Raw genomic sequence first — 15,819 nt, forward strand, 5'->3', positions numbered from 1 at the left:
CATGCGCATTTCTGATGTTTCCATTCGCAATGCTGTTTTCTCCTGGATGCTGTTTTCAGCATTTATCATTTTCGGCTTTATTTCTTTTATGCGTCTGGGCGTGAGTCAGCTTCCTGACGTTGATTTTCCTGTGGTCAATGTTTCAATTACGCTTTTAGGAGCCGCTCCGGAAATCATGGAAACTTCCGTGGTCGATCCGGTTGAAGATGCGCTGTCTTCCGTGCAAGGGGTTGAGCGTATCAGTTCGGTCAGTAAAACCGGGATTGCGAACATCACGATCGAATTTGAATTGGACCGAAATATCGATGTGGCCTTACAAGAGGTGCAAACCAAGGTCGCACAGGCCCAGCGTCTGTTACCGCCCGCAGTGGACCCTCCGATTATTACGAAAACCAATCCTGATGATCAGCCCATTTTGTGGTTGGCTCTTCTATATGAAAAAAACGATCCGTATTTTTTAATGACCTATGCCAAGGACTATTTGAAAGATCGTTTCACCATGGTGTCTGGTGTCGGGGATATTATCCTGGGTGGTTACACAGATCCTGCGATGCGGGTCTGGGTAGATGCGGATAAGCTTCGCAAACACAACATCGCCGTGAACGACGTCATGCAATCCATCACCAGTCAGCACACCGAAGTCCCCGGCGGGTTTATTCAAAATCCTAAAAATGCTTTTAACGTGAGAACTCTGGGGGAATTTAAAGACGCCAAGGGTTTTGACAATATGATCATCAATAAGCGCGCAGGCATGGTGATTCAGGATCCTTTCAATACGATTCGTTTAAAAGATGTCGGCTTTGCCAAAGAGTCCTTGGCGGAAATTTACCGTATCTCGCGCTTTGATGGTGTCATGGCCCTGGGGCTTGGGATTAAAAAACAACTGGGCTCAAATGCGGTTGCCGTTGCCAATGCCGTCAAAGAGCAGATGAAGGAAATCCAAAAAGACCTGCCTGAAGGCATGCGTCTCGCGATTAACTTTGATTCCTCCAGATACATCGAACAGAGCATTCATGAAATGATCAAACACTTGATCTTAGCGGTCATCCTGACGTCGATCGTGTGTTGGGTATTTTTGGGAAGTTTCACCGCAACGCTGAATGTTTTGCTGGCGATTCCCACCTCGATCATGGGGGCGTTCATTGGGCTTTATTTCTTTGGTTTCACCTTGAATACTTTCACATTGCTGGGACTGACCCTGGCTATCGGTATTGTCGTCGACGATGCCATCATGGTTTTAGAAAATATATTCCGTTACAACGAGCGGGGACTAAGGCCCATTGAATCTGCGATTGTCGGCGCGCGTGAAATCACTTTTGCGGCGTTAGCAGCCAGTATTGCGATCATCGCGATTTTCTTACCCGTTGCCTTTATGAAAGGCGTGATCGGTAAATTCTTTTTGCAATATGGGATCACCATCTCACTCGCCGTATTGCTTTCCCTGTTGGAATCCTTAACCATCACGCCGATGCGTTGTTCTTCGTTTGTTCATACAGGTGAGCGCACGACAAGAATCGGAAAATCCTTTGAATGGTTCATGGCCAAGTGGAAAGAGTTTTATGGCAAGTCATTGAATTGGACACTCGCACATCGCTGGCCTGTCTTGGGCGTTTCAGTGATATTTGTGGCGGTTTCATTCTTTTCGATCAAATCATTAAACAAAGAGATGACGCCGACAATGGATCAAAGTCTCTTCATCATGCGTTTGTTTTTACCTATCGGGACTTCGCTGGCGACGTCAGATCAGAAAGCACGAGAGATTGAAAAGTGGATGCGCTCTCAGCAAGAAGTTGCCCACGTATACGCCAGCGTTGGGGGCCTGGGATCAGGCGGGGGGAGTGACGCCAATACCGGGATGATGTTTATCACCTTGAAAGACAAAGGCCAGCGGGGCGTCGCCCAGGGTCAGTCGAAGGAACGCTCGCAGCAGGAATTTATGTCCTATGCACGCAGTGAACTGACTAAAAACGTTCAAGGTGTAAAGGTCTTTATGATGGACCCTTCCAGTCGTGGATTTTCAACGGGGAAAGGTTATCCAATTGAATTTATCTTGCAGGGACCTGATTGGGCTAAACTTGAAGAGCTGAACAATAAATTCAAAGAAGACATGCGAAACTCCAATCTGATGGTCGACGTCGATTCGGATTACTTAGCTGGGATGCCCGAAATTCAAGTCACCCCCTCAAGAGACAAAGCCGCTCGGCGCGGCGTCAGTGCCGAAGATATCGGAATCACTGTGCAGGCGATGATCGGAGGAGTTAAAAACGGTCAATACACCAAAGATGGCCACCGATACGATGTCTATGTTCAGCTTAAGAAAACTCCGGATCCACGAGATGAATTTAGCAAATTGCTGATCGCGAATGATCGAAACAACCTGATTCCCATCACTCAAGTGGCCGAGGTCGAGCAGCGAGCAAGTCTGCAGCAAGTGACAAGGGTGAATCGTCAGCGCGCGATCACCATGTATGCGAACTTGGCTCCAGGGGCTTCCCAGCAAAAAGCTTTGGAATTTATTTTCAACAAAGCAAGTGAGTTGCCCGAGGGGTATCATATTGATCAGTCTGGGGCGGCGAAAACATTCAGCGAGTCCTTTAACAGTTTGATCTTTGCCCTGGCCTTAGGGGTGATTGTTGCCTATATGGTTTTAGCCAGTCAGTTTAATTCCTTCCTGGATCCGATGACGATTTTAATGGCTTTGCCATTTAGTTTTTCCGGGGCGTTCTTCGCACTGAATCTGACGGGACAAAGTATCAACATGTATTCGATGATTGGTATTTTGCTATTGATGGGGATTGTGAAAAAGAACTCCATTCTATTGATCGATTTCACCAATGCCGTTCGTGATCGCGCAGGCGGAGCCAATGTGTCGGCGGATGCGGCGTTGAAAGAAGCCTGTCCCGTGCGTTTACGTCCGATTATCATGACCAGTGTTGCGACGATCACTGCGGCCTTACCATCGGCTCTCGCTCAAGGGGCCGGTTCGGAAACTTTTAAACCCATGGCAATCACGTTGATTGGCGGGGTTTTGGTATCCACACTTCTGACGTTGTATGTGGTCCCGGTGGTTTACTCTTTGTCGGATCGATTCCGTAAACGCGACACAAGACAAAAAGATGTGCGGGAGGCGTTTCTTAAAGTCGGGGATGCGACGTCGATCAATGCGGATGGGGTGCCGGTGCTAAATAATGGTGAAGGCCCGCAACCGAGCGATCAAGGCTCTAGCCCCGATCAGCAGCACTATTTTAAACAAGAACAGACTTTGCCGGATTTTATCGAAGAAGCAGAACCAAAAATGCAGCGAAAGGAGCCCACAATGTCACAGGCGAATCATGAAAAACCAAAAAGAGGCTTTTTTGATTTTCTAAAAAGAAAGTATCAGCCAAAAACTGAAAAGAAACCTTCAGAAGTCCTATCTCCTGATCAAAAAGCCCATGCTGAAGACGTGCATCCCTCGCCCACTATTCCTTCGCGCCCGCCCCGTGCTGAAGATATCGAATCTGATTTTGATCGTAATATGCCCCACGTGGCAGAGGTTCGCTCGATGGCTGAAGCAGGGAAGGATCGTCGGGACCGGGAAAGGGAAGAGCGCCGCATGATTCGCGAAGAGAAACGTAAAGCTAAAAGTTCGATGTTAAGTCAACGCCCGGATCGCGACCGGGACCGCGATCTTTAAAAACTAGCGCTGCCAGCGCGTTTGAAAACTTAAAGTCACAGTTTTTGAAAGGCTTGAGTTTTCAGGCGTGCCGAACAGCGTTTGATCGGCATAGGAAAGAGTCCACGCGTTTTCCAGACCCATCATATAGTTCACCATCGTCGACCACGTGACATTTCGTTGAACAGCACCCGCAGAAGTTTGCGCTCCAGAAATAGCCACGGCGTCTTCATACATCCCGGTAAAACTTGTGCCCACTCTCCAGTCGCCTTTATTCCAACCGCCACCCACAGTCCAGCTATGCCCTAAATCTGGAGTGGCTGTGATAGTGCCGCCCGAAGCCTCGCTGGTAAATTCACGAGAAAAAGATTTATGCAGTTCAATACTGGAATTTAAATCCCACGTGCCCATGGCTTTGATAAAAGCCAATCCGCCACCCACGGTGAAAAATCCACGCCCGCGGGAATCGGCGGCGAGTACATTGGTCGCATCATAGACGGAAGGCGACGTCGGCAAGGTGACTTGTAAGAACGTGATGCCTTTGGGTTTCCAGCGAGAATAACTTAGTTCGGGAAAAGTTTCGTGACCCAGGTTTAAAGAAACGTCTCCCATTCCTGTGCTGTTTTCGTTGGCGATCTGACGGCTGACCACAGGAATTGAAATTCCACTTTGAATAGAATCCGTCAATAACGTCGCGGCTTCAATTTTAAATGTCTCGCTGTGATTATCATCCCCGCGTTTGATCCATTTCTGATTCGGTAAAACATCATCCGTCACTTGGCCATAGCTTAGGGAGCTTGTGATCTGTGCCTTATCATCACCCATGATCAGGGCGGGGAATGCAAAACCACCACCACAACAGCTGGCAGCGAAAGATTGCGAATTCATGATGAGCACCAATACGGTGATGGACACCATTTTCACAGAACAAGACTTTCCGTCGTTTGATCCACCGTCGTTGCCCCGTCTTTTAAGAAGATACGAATTTCCCAGTCACCAGGCATAATAAAGAACACGCGACGTACGCGGTAAACTCCCGGTTCAATCTTATCGATCTTCACTGGCGATGAACCATGACCCATCGAGGGCATCCATAAAATCACACTTAATGTCCCAGCAGGATCGATGTAAGGACCATTTTCATTAGCAGTAGATTCATTCCAGAATTTTAAAATGAATTCAGACTCCGCCGGAGATTGAGGACCCACGGTCCACTGAATGGAGGAACAAAGTTGCGACTGAGTCATTCTTAGTGCGCATTTATCACTGGCAGGACTCTGAACCTTATTAATCGCAGCGGGATCGATATAATCAGGTCGGGCACAGGCTGTCAGGAATAAAAATCCCAGCAAAAGATTTTTCATTTACGAATCCTCGCGCTGAATGAAACAACCTAAAGCTCGGCCCTCTTTCATGCGCACGGGTTTGCCAGCTTGGATATCTTCCAGGGCATCTTTTAAGAATTGTTTTTTTGCGGAAGGACCCACGTGGCTGTCGGTTACGCCACCTTGATAGAGGATTTCTCCTGCAGGATTGACGACAAAGGCATGGGGAGTTTTCAAGGCGCCGAATTCGTTCGCGAGACGGGATTTGGAATCTTGAATCACTGGGAATGGCAACGCGGCTTTTTCGAAATGCTCTTTCGTCATGGCAGTTTGTTCGTCGGAGTTCGAATGAACAGCGACGAAATTGAAATCTTTAAACTCTGCTGACATATCTTTCAGCAAGTTTTCATGGCTTGCGGAACAGGGGCATTTAGCAGACATAAAAACCACGACAGTGCCTTTTGCAGCAGCCTTGGTTTCCAGATGGATAAATTTGTCATTCAACACATTCGTTCCATCAATCGAAGAGACTTGTTTGGCAGCCCAAGTATTTACTGACCCCAAGAATGATAAAAGCAGAATAAATCGTTTCATAAAGTGGTTCTAACACAGGGGGTCTTAGAGGCAAGATGGCAAATTGTTGCACCTTCGTTTTTGACGCACCTTGCTTGCAGGAAGTGATGTGTTCGGGCAAAATTTTCCCATGTTTGAACAACTTCGCAAGTACTTCCACCGTTTTAAACTCCATCGCCAACGCAGTAATGTTCACAGTGATTTAGATGCTCTGTTAAGCTTTGCTTCAGATCAAAAGAATCTGGAAGACCAACTTCATTGGTTGGTGAATTTATTACGCTGGGTGCGCTACGAAGGCACAGCAGTCGAAGGCTTGGATAACTCTTCCGGGCATGTTCCCATCGCACGTCTTCGTTATGTCTTGATGGTGTTAGATCGCAATCCCACTTGGAAGCGCGATGTGGCCGTGATCTTGCGTTCAGTCATCAAAAACGTCAGCGGGCTCGAACTTTATACTGAAACGGGTCTTCCTCATGAGGTGGGTGTCATCGGGGAGTTCTTTGATCGCATGATGATGAAAATCCTTCCTAGTCCTCCGTTGGATCACGAGTTGGGTTATCTATTTTGGGAGTTGTTCCCCAGTGCCAAAGATCCGATGTGGATCGCATCGATCGATCACGTTTTGTTCGACAAATTAGTTGAGCTCTTTAATTACGATGTTTCTCCATTGGAATCAGACTGGAACCGTCTGGATCGCGACATGGAAGATGCTTTGATTTATCTGGGCATTCAGGTTCGCGCCATTGGTCTTTCCCCGGGGATTCGTCATCGCCTGGATAAACCCAATTTCCGTGATTCTGCTTTCTTTAATATGGTGCGTGTGCTTGAAGACTTCCTGGCGGCCCATCAAACGGGTAAGCCAGAATTATTTTATGAAAAAGCATCTCGCTTGCGCCTGCTGGTGTGGGAATGCCGTCGCGAATTGACCCAGGTGTATCGTCATTTGGATGAATACGGTGTTAGCGTGAATCTGGTTTTCCAGATGACTCGTCTAAGAATTTATCTGCAGCGTATGGACAGTCTGGTGGATATTCTCATTACCGATGTTCCTGATGCAAAAAAGGTGACGTCCTTCCTGGCAAATCTCATTGAAGAAAATCATGATTTGCAAAGTGTTGGTGCCTTGCTTTCACAGAATATTAATTTGCTGGCGAAAAAAATGGTCGAGCGTGCGGCAGAAACCGGCGAGCACTACATCACTCGCACTAAAGAAGAATACCGTCGCATGGTGCAGGCTGCAGCGGGTGGTGGTTTTGTAACGGCTTTCACTGTCTATATAAAGACAGGAATCCTGGCGCTAGGAGTTTCTGAGTTCATGGTGGGCGTCTTAGCGTCGACCAATTATGCGATCAGTTTCATCGTCATCCATCTTGCGGGCTTTACTCTGGGAACCAAGCAGCCTGCGATGACAGCTCCCGCTCTGGCCGAACAAATGCGGGACGTGGATACCGAAGAGGGGATGGAGCGCCTGGTAGACCAGATTGCGCATTTGATCCGCTCGCAAGTGGCAGCCGTGGGTGGAAACATTCTGATGGTGGTGCCCACGACACTGGTTATTGACGTGATTTACTTCATGGTGGCGGGCAAACATATCATGTCTGATGCCACCGCTATGAAAGCATTTACTTCGGTGGATATCTTAGGGCCTGCCATTTTCTACGCCGCCTTCACAGGAGTTATTTTGTGGTTCTCAAGTTTGTTTGCAGGCTGGGGTGACAACTGGTTTGCATTGAATTCTTTGCGGACGACTTTGGCTCGCAGTCCAACACTGACAACTATTTTCGGCCGAGTCGGGGCAAGAAGGATTGCTTCTTTCTTTGAGAAAAACATTTCCGGTCTTTTGGGAAATGCATCGCTCGGTGTGCTTTTGGGATTCACTCCCGAGATCATGCGTTTTATCGGGATTCCTTTAGATGTGCGCCACGTGACCCTGTCTTCAGGGACGATGGGAGCGGCGTTGCCGGTGATGGGCGCATCGTTTTTAAAGACGTGGATCTTTTGGCGCGCGGTGATCGGTGTGCTTTGCATCGGTTTCTTTAACGTCTCGGTCAGTTTTGCGTTGGCTTTTTTAGTTGCGATCAAAGCTCGCGGAGTCACGCCGCCCACTCGTCGTGCGATCCGTAAAGCGGTCTTCCGCCGCTTGTTGAATCATCCTTTAAGCTTCATTTTGCCGGTTGGAAAAACGGTTCCAAAATCCGCTCCCGGCGGGCCTTCTCACTAATTACAGGTGCTGAAAAACTGTTCAGTGCCATTCATGAATCAGCGCAGCGCGTTGCTTGCGCTGATTTAATTTTAAGCAACCAATCACAGTTAAAATCATAGCTTCCATAAGTACTTCTAATACTTACGCATGAAATGGTTCTAGTTTTGAACTGGGGTGCCACTTTGGAACTACAACTCTGGGTTGACGCCATGACAGATAATTTCACTTTTCTGCGTTCAAAAAAAATATGCAGGTGGTTCCAAAAGAGTACTTGATAAAATGTTCAGCATGAAATGAAGTGCCTCTCCATAAGGACTTCTAAAGGGTGAAGTCCATGGAATATGGGGGGACCTATTCATGAAACTTAATTTGTTTTCACTTATCTTGTCTCTGTTGGTTGCGACATCTGCTCATGCTGAGCGCGTTATCGTAATCATGAAAGACTCGCAAACTTTCCAAGCTGCTCATATGGCTTATAAAGTTAAAGGTTCTGGCGCACTTAAAACTGGTAAAGCAGTTTCCACTCCAGTTGACGCAGAAATCGAGCAATCTCTTGAAAACTTGAACACATTGATCGTGAACGCAAGAAACGACAATGAGATCTCTAAACTTCAAAACGACCCAGCAGTAGCTTACGTTGAAAAAGAAGTTTTCCATCCAGCTCCACTTCCAGTGGCAGGTTGGTTGTCTACTCCAGTTAGAAACACTCCGACAGTTCCAGGCGCGAAAACTCCATGGGGGATTATGGCAGTTAAAGCACCTCAAGCTTGGGCGAAATCTAATCAAGGTCAAGGCGCTCGCGTCCTTGTTCTAGATACTGGTATCGATCAAAATCATCCTTCTTTGAAAGCTAACTTCGAAGCAGGTAAAGACTTTACTGGTGAATCAGATGGTTCTGATTTCTCTGATAAAGTAGGTCATGGTTCACACTGCTCTGGTACAATTGCAGGTGTATTGGATAACAACGGTTTCACAGGTGTTGCTCCTCAAGCGAAAATCTTGATGGGTCGCGTATGCTCTGAAAACGGTTGCTCGAATGCAGCTATCGCCGCTGGTATCAACTGGGGTATCACTCAAAAAGTTGATGTGATCTCTATGTCTCTGGGTGGTGCATGGTCAACTCCAGGTGAGCGCGATGCTATCGCAAAAGCAGCAAAAGCAGGTCTTACTGTTGTAGCGGCTTCTGGTAACGATGGTTCTGGTAAAGTTTCTTACCCAGCAGCTCTTCCAACTGTTATCGCAGTGGGTGCAGTGAACAGCGATCTTAAGAAAACTGATTTCTCTCAATACGGTCCAGAATTGGCTATCGTAGCTCCGGGTGCAGCAGTTATTTCTACCGTTCCACAAGGCACTGGTCGTGAAGCTTCTGTTGATATCTCTGTTGCGGGTAAAGCAGCAAAAGTGAACTCGACAACTTTCCAAGGTGCTCGTGAAGTTTTGAAAGCTGAAACGAACACATTGGTTGATTGCGGTCTTGGTAAAGACACAGACTTCGCTGGTAAAAACGTTAAGGGTAAATTCGCTCTTATCGGTCGCGGCGAAATCAACTTCTCTGTTAAAATTCAAAACGCTATCAAAGCGGGTGCAGTTGGCGCAGTTATCTACAACAACGCTCCAGGTTTGATCCAAGGTGCTTTGACTTCCGACGGTTCAGTTCTTCCAGTGGCTGTGTTCATGATCGAGCAAGAAGTTGGTAAAAAAATCCAAACTGCTTTGACAGCGGGTACAGAAGTTAAAGCGACTCTTCAAACAGTTGCAACTGACTACGCAGCTTTCGATGGTACTTCAATGGCAACTCCACACGTTGCAGGTGTTGTAGCTCTTGTTAAAGCAGCTAACAAAAACCTTAACGGCGCACAAGTTAAGCAAATCTTGCAATCAACTGCGACGGCTTTGGGTCCAAACTCAAACAACGAATACGGTGCAGGTATCGTAAACGCTGAAGCCGCAGTAGCAGCTGCTCTTTCCGCTAAATAGTCTGATCTTAAAATTAGATTTCAAATAAAAGGCTCGCAGGAATGCGGGCCTTTTTTATTTTTCGTCTTCGTTCGGGGGAAGCGGTGAAAATGATTCGTCTACTTCGTTGGATGGCAATCTCCTCGCTTCGCCGGGCATAGAACCCGCCTGCGCTGCGTGGATAGCCCTCCGCCTCGTATAGGAACCATTTTGACCGTTTCTATTTTGCGAAGTTTTTTTAGAGCTGCGGGAAAGGGAGGGGTTTTAGACTCGTCATTGCGATAACGCATGCAGTTACCGAAGCGGAGGTAAAACGGGCCTGCCGTTGCCTCAGTGGGTTCTTAGAGCGTACGCTTTATGTATGCATAGTCTTCCGGCGATGATCAGCGATTTGGCTCTTATTCTTGGTACCGCAGGTATCGTTACACTTCTCTTTAAAAGATTAAATCAGCCCGTTGTTTTGGGTTATCTGGTTGCCGGATTTTTGATCGGACCCAAAGTGGGCCTTTTCGGAACTGTCAGCAGTGCTGAGGGTGTTCAATTGTGGGCGGACATCGGGGTGATCTTTCTTTTGTTCGCACTTGGGCTTGAGTTCAGTTTTAAAAAGCTTTTCCGTGTGGGTGGCTCCGCGGGTGTGACGGCCTTGTTCGAAGTCGGCTTTATGACTTTAATTGGTTTTACAACGGGCAAGCTTTTGGGTTGGGATCTGATGGACTGCCTTTTCCTGGGCGGAATCCTTGCGATTTCTTCGACGTCAATTTCCATGCGCACCATCGAAGAGATGGGTTTCAAGAATATGAAATTCGTCAGCATCGTGATGGGAGTCCTAGTCATCGAAGACCTGGTTGCGGTATTGCTGCTTGTTTTCCTGACGTCCATTGCGCTGACTCGTGAATTCGCGGGCAGCGATATGCTACTGTCCTTTCTTAAGCTCGCATTCTATTTATCCCTATGGTTTGTAGTCGGTATCTTCTGGCTTCCCACGGCACTAAAGCGCGCACAAAAATTATTGAATGAAGAAACTATTCTGGTTGTGGCAGTGGGCTTGTGTCTTGCCATGGTTGTTTTTGCAGTGAAGGTTGGTTTCTCGGCGGCTCTGGGTGCCTTTATCACGGGCTCCATCTTGGCAGAAACCATTGAAGGGGAGCGCATTCATCACCTGGTGAATCCGATCAAAACCTTATTCTCTGCCGTGTTCTTTATTTCTGTCGGTATGCTGATTGATCCTGATGTGATCACCGCCCACTGGCAGATCATCTTGTTGCTCTCTGCTTTGGTTCTTCTGGGGAAGACTGCGGGTGTGACTGTGGGAGCGGTCTTATCCGGGCAAACTTTAAAATCGAGTCTGCAAACCGGGATGAGTCTTTCACAAATCGGCGAGTTCTCGTTCATTATCGCCACTGTCGGCGTGGGATTTAAAGTCGTCAGACCCGAACTTTATCCCTTAGCGGTATCGGTCAGTGTGGTGACGGCATTTACAACACCCTTCATGATTCGCATGGCGGACGGAGCCTATGGTCTGCTGGAAAGAAAACTTCCCAAAGACCTGATCGAGTCCCTGGATCGTTATTCGATGTTTTCGTTCACGATGACCGCTCATAAAGAATCCCGGGATCAAGTCCGCTCTTATATTTTCAAAATCTTTTTGAATGTCGTCATTGTGATCGGTGTATTTTTGCTGATGGCACGAGTCACTCTGCCATATTTACTGAATCATCAAGTTGAAGAGGGCTCTGCAAAGTTTCTTACTTTGACGGCAACATTGATTTTAAGTTCTCCCTTCTTATGGGCACTGGCTTTCGGTCGCACGAAACAATTCGACAATCTGGTCGCCGGCGATCCGCGTGGAACCCAAAACTATGTTTTTGTGGTTTCTCGTATCATGGTGGCGGTCGGTTTGATTGGAGCAATGGTTGCGCAGTTTGTACCTCTCGGTTGGGCCTTGGGCATCACCGCGTGGATGGCGGTCGTTGTGGGTTATGTGTTATCGACAAGATTGCGCGCGATCTATCAGTGGTTTGAAAATCGCTTCATTTCCAATTTGACTGAAGACGTTCATAAAGTGGCTCCCAAAACTCACAGCCAGGCACTGGCACCTTGGGATGCCCATTTAACGGAATTCAAAGTTCCCGCAGAAGCCCACTATGTGGGAATGCCTTTGTCAGAGCTTTCTATTCGTGAACGTTTCGGGGTGACAGTGGCCTTGATCGAACGCGGTCGCAGAAAGATCATGGCACCCGGGGCGGATGTGATGTTCATGCCTCAGGATATCGTATTCGTGATTGGAAACGACATTCAGCTCGCAGTATTTAAAGAATTCATCGATGCAGAACAGGATTACCAAACTCTGGAATCAGAAATTTCAGAATACTCTTTGGAAAAATATCTGCTGACAGAAAAATCAGCGTTCTTGGGTAAAAGCATTCGCGACAGCGGGCTTCGTGAAAACACCCATGGACTGGTTGTTGGAATCGAACGCCAAGGACGCCGCATCCTAAATCCCGACTCGGCAGAGATTCTCCAGGTCGATGACCTTCTATGGATCGTAGGCGACCGCTCCCGCATTCTGGATCTTAGGTAACAGTTCCCTTTTCGTACTGCAGATCGTCTAAATAACTTCTCTTTTTATTGGAATCGGGTGGTGGTGTAAACTCCCGTCGTCTCAGTCCTAAGCGAATACTTTCCTCCAATTCAATTTGAAATGGCTCGTTCAACCACCCATGATCAAGTTTGATTTGTGGTTGATCCCGGTGAAACCAATCACACATATTCCACTTCCATGATGTCGGGTGATGATTCAGCGACGAATAGTAGTAATCGTCCACTTGTTTGCAAATCCCCGCACGAATAGGATTTCTGAAGACATATTTAACGCAATTCCAATAGTAATTTTCTGCATTAATAATGGACCATTTGTATCGGGCTCCAAAAAAATGGTTGATTCGTCCGGATTGCTTGTTCGCTTTTCGAGCGACTTCTCGGTGGAGATATTTCATTGCCTCTCCGAGATTTCTTTTCGGGGTGCTGATGATTAAATGATAATGATTAGACATCAAAACGAATGAATGAATTTCACAGCCGAACTGCTTTTTGATTTCTTCGAAACAGTCTAGAAAAATAAACCATAAAATCGAATTGTCGAGATAGAAGTTCTCGCGATTATTCGACCGGTTCGTAACATGATATGGAAAAGCGTCTGTTAAAATAAGGTTTTTTCTAGGCATTCGAGCAGGGAATGCAAACCTAACGCCAGTCATATTATGGCTACCTGTTGAAAATGAAGCGCCGTGTTCCGAAAAGGGAACTGATACCCGAATGAGCTTGCTCGGTCGCCAGCTTATAACTTTAAGCGGATAATACGTTTCAATAAATCCAGTTTGGTCTGGTTGTACGGAGGATAGATGATGGCCATCAATCTTCCGGCGAAGCCTTGTCTAAAGATCGCCTTTTTGTGGGAGAAGGTCTCAAAGCCGTGATACCCGTGGTAAGCGCCCAGACCACTCGCACCCACGCCGCCGAACGGAAGGTTCGGGTTCAAGAGCGAAATCAACGAATCGTTCACCGACAATGTTCCTGAACTTGTTTCCTTCATCAGTTTTTTGATGTTGTGTTCGGAATGCGAATAACAATAGATCGTCAAAGGCTTCGGGCGTTCGTTGATAAAGTGAACGACCTCGCTGATATCCTTAAATTTTAGAATCGGTAAAATCGGCCCAAAGATCTCTTCATTCATCACTTTGATGTGCGGATCCACGTTATCAAGCAGGGTGGGAGCGACGTAATGTTGTTCAAGATCTACTTCACCTCCCGCAACCAGGCTCGCACTATTGCTGATCGCATCTTCAAGTAAACCTTTAAGGCGATCGGTGTGGTGACGATTGATGATGCGGGCAAAGCTCTTGGATGATTTCACGTCATCCTTGTTGCTTCCGAAGCTCTCTTCAAGTTGTCCTTTAAGTGTTTTTAGGAATTCGTGATGAATGTTTTCTTGAACGAACAGGTAATCTGGAGCCACACAGGTCTGTCCTGCATTTACGAATTTCGCCCAAATAATCTTTTGCGCCGCGAGTTTCAGGTTCGCCGTGCTATCAATAATGGTCGGGGACTTGCCACCCAATTCCAAAGTCACCCGGGCAAGGCTGTGGGCGGCCCCCTTCATGATGATTCTGCCAACCTCGGTGCTGCCGGTGAAAAAGACGTGGTCAAAGGGAAGCTTTAAAAGTTCGGTTGTGGTTTCAGGACCACCTTCGATGACCGATACCTGTTCGGGCTTAAAATACTTCGATAAAAGAGAATGCATCAAACGACTGGTATGGGGAGCGTACTCAGAGGGTTTAATCACTGCTGCGTTCCCGGCCGCCAGGGCCGACACCAAGGGAGCCATCGTTAAATACAAAGGATAGTTCCAAGGTGAAATAATCAAGCAAGATCCTAAAGCCTCAAAACGCGTATAACTTTTGGAACCAAAAAGAAGCAGAGGAGTGCAGACTCTTTGCGGCTTCATCCATTTTTTTAAATGCTTTTGCGCATAACGGATTTCTTTTAACAGGGGCATGATCTCAGTCGCTAAAGACTCCAGCTCAGGCTTTTTAAAGTCTTCATACAGAGCTTTACACAAATCCTGTTGATGATCGGTGATCAGGCTTTTCAATGATTCCAGATAATCAAAGCGTTGGTGCCAGGATTCGGTGCGGGCATGTTGGGCGAATGACTTTTGACGAAGCACGAGTTGTTCAAGCATGCACTCAGCTTAGGCATTTGTGAGCTGCAGGTAAAGCACAGGATGCATGATTACAAATAAAAATGGGGGAGCACCTGCTCCCCCTGAATCGTGAGGGGAACCACCAAACCCTCATGATCCACAAAATAAATTTACTTCCGCGAAGATCTCACTCGTTCGGGCTTTCGAGCCACCGTGAGCCACAGGGTGTACATAACAACTCCTGAGTAGAAGAGGCAGAACATTGCAACTTCTCTTAATTCCATAAATTCGTACCTCCTTCTTGAGATCGTTTTTCCTTTGTGAGGGTGTCAGCTGGCCTTCCTTGGCCTTCATCCCCCTCTAGAGCATCCATGCTCTGTTGTAAGTAAGACGATCTGCCCCCTGACAGGGGTTAATCGGGAAATTAAAAAATGCAAAAAAAGTGGGCTTAGATTACGGGAAACCCATAAAGGATCGGGGTTTCATGGGTTTACGCAGCCAAAAAATGTAGAAAATATCTCGTGGTGACCAGCGGGAACCAATTTCAGGGGTGGGTGAGTTGTGCCTTTTTTGAACTGCGCTTAAAAGTGTCGACAACAACAACCCTTATTAAGGAGATTTTATGCGTCTTATTTTAGGTCTAGCTCTTTTGTTATCCGCAGCGACGGCATCTGCGAACGATTCTTCCATTCCATATATTAAAGTGAACTCGCTTAAATCTGTGAACGGTGAGATTACTTTCAAAGGCGGCGATGCCTACAAAATTTATGAAGCATTGGGCTTGAGTGGATCAGGAGCTCCTTGGTTTACAGATCGCAGTGTTTTGATCACAGGTCCTCAAGGTTCGGTTTCTATTTATTGCAATCAAAAGCGTAAGAACAAAAACCAAGATAACGACTACTCAAAGCCGATTGAAACAATTCCTTCCACTACGGAGTGTACAATTAGCGTAGGTCGTTCTTACGACGCTGAAAATGACACTGGCGACAATCACGTTTGGGAACCAAACTCGTGCCAAAGCCGCAACTAAACTTTCAATTCGCAGGGCTATGGGGAGTTTCTCTCCTGGCCCTGTCTGTATTTAGCGGCTTTACGGTGACGGGCTCCGTGGGAGATGTAAATTTTGAAATCGCCACGATGCTAACGCCGCTGGGCTTGTTTCATATATTAAGTGCCGACGAGCACTATCTCTATCCCTATTTGTTTCAAGCGACTCAAGCACGGGAATATCTTTTTTCAGATCTCGGTTTTACTGCGAGCTGGATAGGGTTCATCGCTGTGGCGTTGTATTTGTTAATCAGATTGAGAAAGACCGATGGAAAAGCTTAGTTACTTCTATATTTTTCTGCAGTCGAGCACCATCGAGGTCTTCGTTTACTTTATGTTCTATCGGGGCCTTCTGAGC

General features: G+C 46.9%; 10 protein-coding genes. 5 read left to right on the plus strand and 5 right to left on the minus strand.

Going from position 1 to position 15,819, the window contains the following annotated elements:
• The first annotated feature begins 1 nt into the window (after position 1).
• Complete coding sequence (locus ACLSU7_RS00565) at positions 2-3,676, plus strand: efflux RND transporter permease subunit (protein ID WP_413293573.1); 3,675 nt, start codon at positions 2-4, stop codon at positions 3,674-3,676.
• A 3-nt stretch (positions 3,677-3,679) separates the two neighbouring features.
• Here ACLSU7_RS00565 and ACLSU7_RS00570 read toward each other — a convergent pair whose 3' ends face one another.
• From ACLSU7_RS00570 to ACLSU7_RS00580, 3 genes are read right to left on the minus strand one after another with little or no spacing between them, the layout of a single operon-like run.
• Positions 3,680-4,543 carry a serine protease spb1 gene (locus ACLSU7_RS00570; RefSeq protein WP_413293574.1) on the minus strand — a complete coding sequence of 288 codons (864 nt, stop codon included), beginning with the start codon at positions 4,541-4,543 and terminating at the stop codon, positions 3,680-3,682.
• Between the two features lie 32 nt (positions 4,544-4,575).
• Entirely contained in the window at positions 4,576-5,019 is a 444-nt protein-coding gene (locus ACLSU7_RS00575; protein ID WP_413293575.1) for a FixH family protein, read from the minus strand.
• Entirely contained in the window at positions 5,020-5,574 is a 555-nt protein-coding gene (locus tag ACLSU7_RS00580; RefSeq protein ID WP_413293576.1) for a redoxin domain-containing protein, read from the minus strand. It abuts the gene before it with no gap.
• A gap of 109 nt (positions 5,575-5,683) precedes the next feature.
• On the opposite strand from ACLSU7_RS00580, the gene ACLSU7_RS00585 reads away from it, so the two are divergent.
• The 3 genes from ACLSU7_RS00585 (at position 5,684) to ACLSU7_RS00595 (ending at position 12,293) form a co-directional block, all read left to right on the plus strand.
• Positions 5,684-7,774 (plus strand): site-specific recombinase, encoded by a 2,091-nt coding sequence (locus ACLSU7_RS00585; RefSeq protein ID WP_413293577.1) that lies wholly within the window; start codon positions 5,684-5,686, stop codon positions 7,772-7,774.
• A 339-nt stretch (positions 7,775-8,113) separates the two neighbouring features.
• A complete protein-coding gene (locus ACLSU7_RS00590) occupies positions 8,114-9,733 on the plus strand; it encodes a S8 family serine peptidase (protein ID WP_413293578.1) in 1,620 nt (539 codons plus the stop codon).
• A 340-nt stretch (positions 9,734-10,073) separates the two neighbouring features.
• Positions 10,074-12,293, plus strand: a complete 2,220-nt coding sequence (locus ACLSU7_RS00595) for a cation:proton antiporter (protein ID WP_413293579.1) — start codon at positions 10,074-10,076, stop codon at positions 12,291-12,293.
• Here ACLSU7_RS00595 and ACLSU7_RS00600 read toward each other — a convergent pair.
• Complete coding sequence (locus tag ACLSU7_RS00600) at positions 12,286-12,969, minus strand: transposase (protein WP_413293580.1); 684 nt, start codon at positions 12,967-12,969, stop codon at positions 12,286-12,288. The genes ACLSU7_RS00595 and ACLSU7_RS00600 overlap by 8 nt on opposite strands.
• Before the next feature lie 80 nt (positions 12,970-13,049).
• Positions 13,050-14,453 (minus strand): aldehyde dehydrogenase family protein, encoded by a 1,404-nt coding sequence (locus ACLSU7_RS00605; RefSeq protein ID WP_413293581.1) that lies wholly within the window; start codon positions 14,451-14,453, stop codon positions 13,050-13,052.
• A 583-nt stretch (positions 14,454-15,036) separates the two neighbouring features.
• Here ACLSU7_RS00605 and ACLSU7_RS00610 point away from each other — a divergent pair.
• Positions 15,037-15,444 carry a hypothetical protein gene (locus ACLSU7_RS00610; RefSeq protein WP_413293582.1) on the plus strand — a complete coding sequence of 136 codons (408 nt, stop codon included), beginning with the start codon at positions 15,037-15,039 and terminating at the stop codon, positions 15,442-15,444.
• Positions 15,445-15,819 lie beyond the last annotated feature (375 nt).

Source organism: Bdellovibrio sp. HCB185ZH, from assembly GCF_047302455.1.
Classification (GTDB): Bacteria; Bdellovibrionota; Bdellovibrionia; order Bdellovibrionales; family Bdellovibrionaceae; genus Bdellovibrio.

What these genes read in the sequence shown, in the direction of transcription:
- ACLSU7_RS00575 (WP_413293575.1), bottom strand. Translation starts at nt 5,019, where the DNA reads ATGAAAAATCTTTTGCTGGGATTTTTATTCCTGACAGCCTGTGCCCGA.
- ACLSU7_RS00595 (WP_413293579.1), top strand. Translation starts at nt 10,074, where the DNA reads ATGCATAGTCTTCCGGCGATGATCAGCGATTTGGCTCTTATTCTTGGT.
- ACLSU7_RS00585 (WP_413293577.1), top strand. Translation starts at nt 5,684, where the DNA reads ATGTTTGAACAACTTCGCAAGTACTTCCACCGTTTTAAACTCCATCGC.
- ACLSU7_RS00580 (WP_413293576.1), bottom strand. Translation starts at nt 5,574, where the DNA reads ATGAAACGATTTATTCTGCTTTTATCATTCTTGGGGTCAGTAAATACT.
- ACLSU7_RS00600 (WP_413293580.1), bottom strand. Translation starts at nt 12,969, where the DNA reads ATGACTGGCGTTAGGTTTGCATTCCCTGCTCGAATGCCTAGAAAAAAC.
- ACLSU7_RS00570 (WP_413293574.1), bottom strand. Translation starts at nt 4,543, where the DNA reads ATGAATTCGCAATCTTTCGCTGCCAGCTGTTGTGGTGGTGGTTTTGCA.
- ACLSU7_RS00605 (WP_413293581.1), bottom strand. Translation starts at nt 14,453, where the DNA reads ATGCTTGAACAACTCGTGCTTCGTCAAAAGTCATTCGCCCAACATGCC.
- ACLSU7_RS00610 (WP_413293582.1), top strand. Translation starts at nt 15,037, where the DNA reads ATGCGTCTTATTTTAGGTCTAGCTCTTTTGTTATCCGCAGCGACGGCA.
- ACLSU7_RS00590 (WP_413293578.1), top strand. Translation starts at nt 8,114, where the DNA reads ATGAAACTTAATTTGTTTTCACTTATCTTGTCTCTGTTGGTTGCGACA.
- ACLSU7_RS00565 (WP_413293573.1), top strand. Translation starts at nt 2, where the DNA reads ATGCGCATTTCTGATGTTTCCATTCGCAATGCTGTTTTCTCCTGGATG.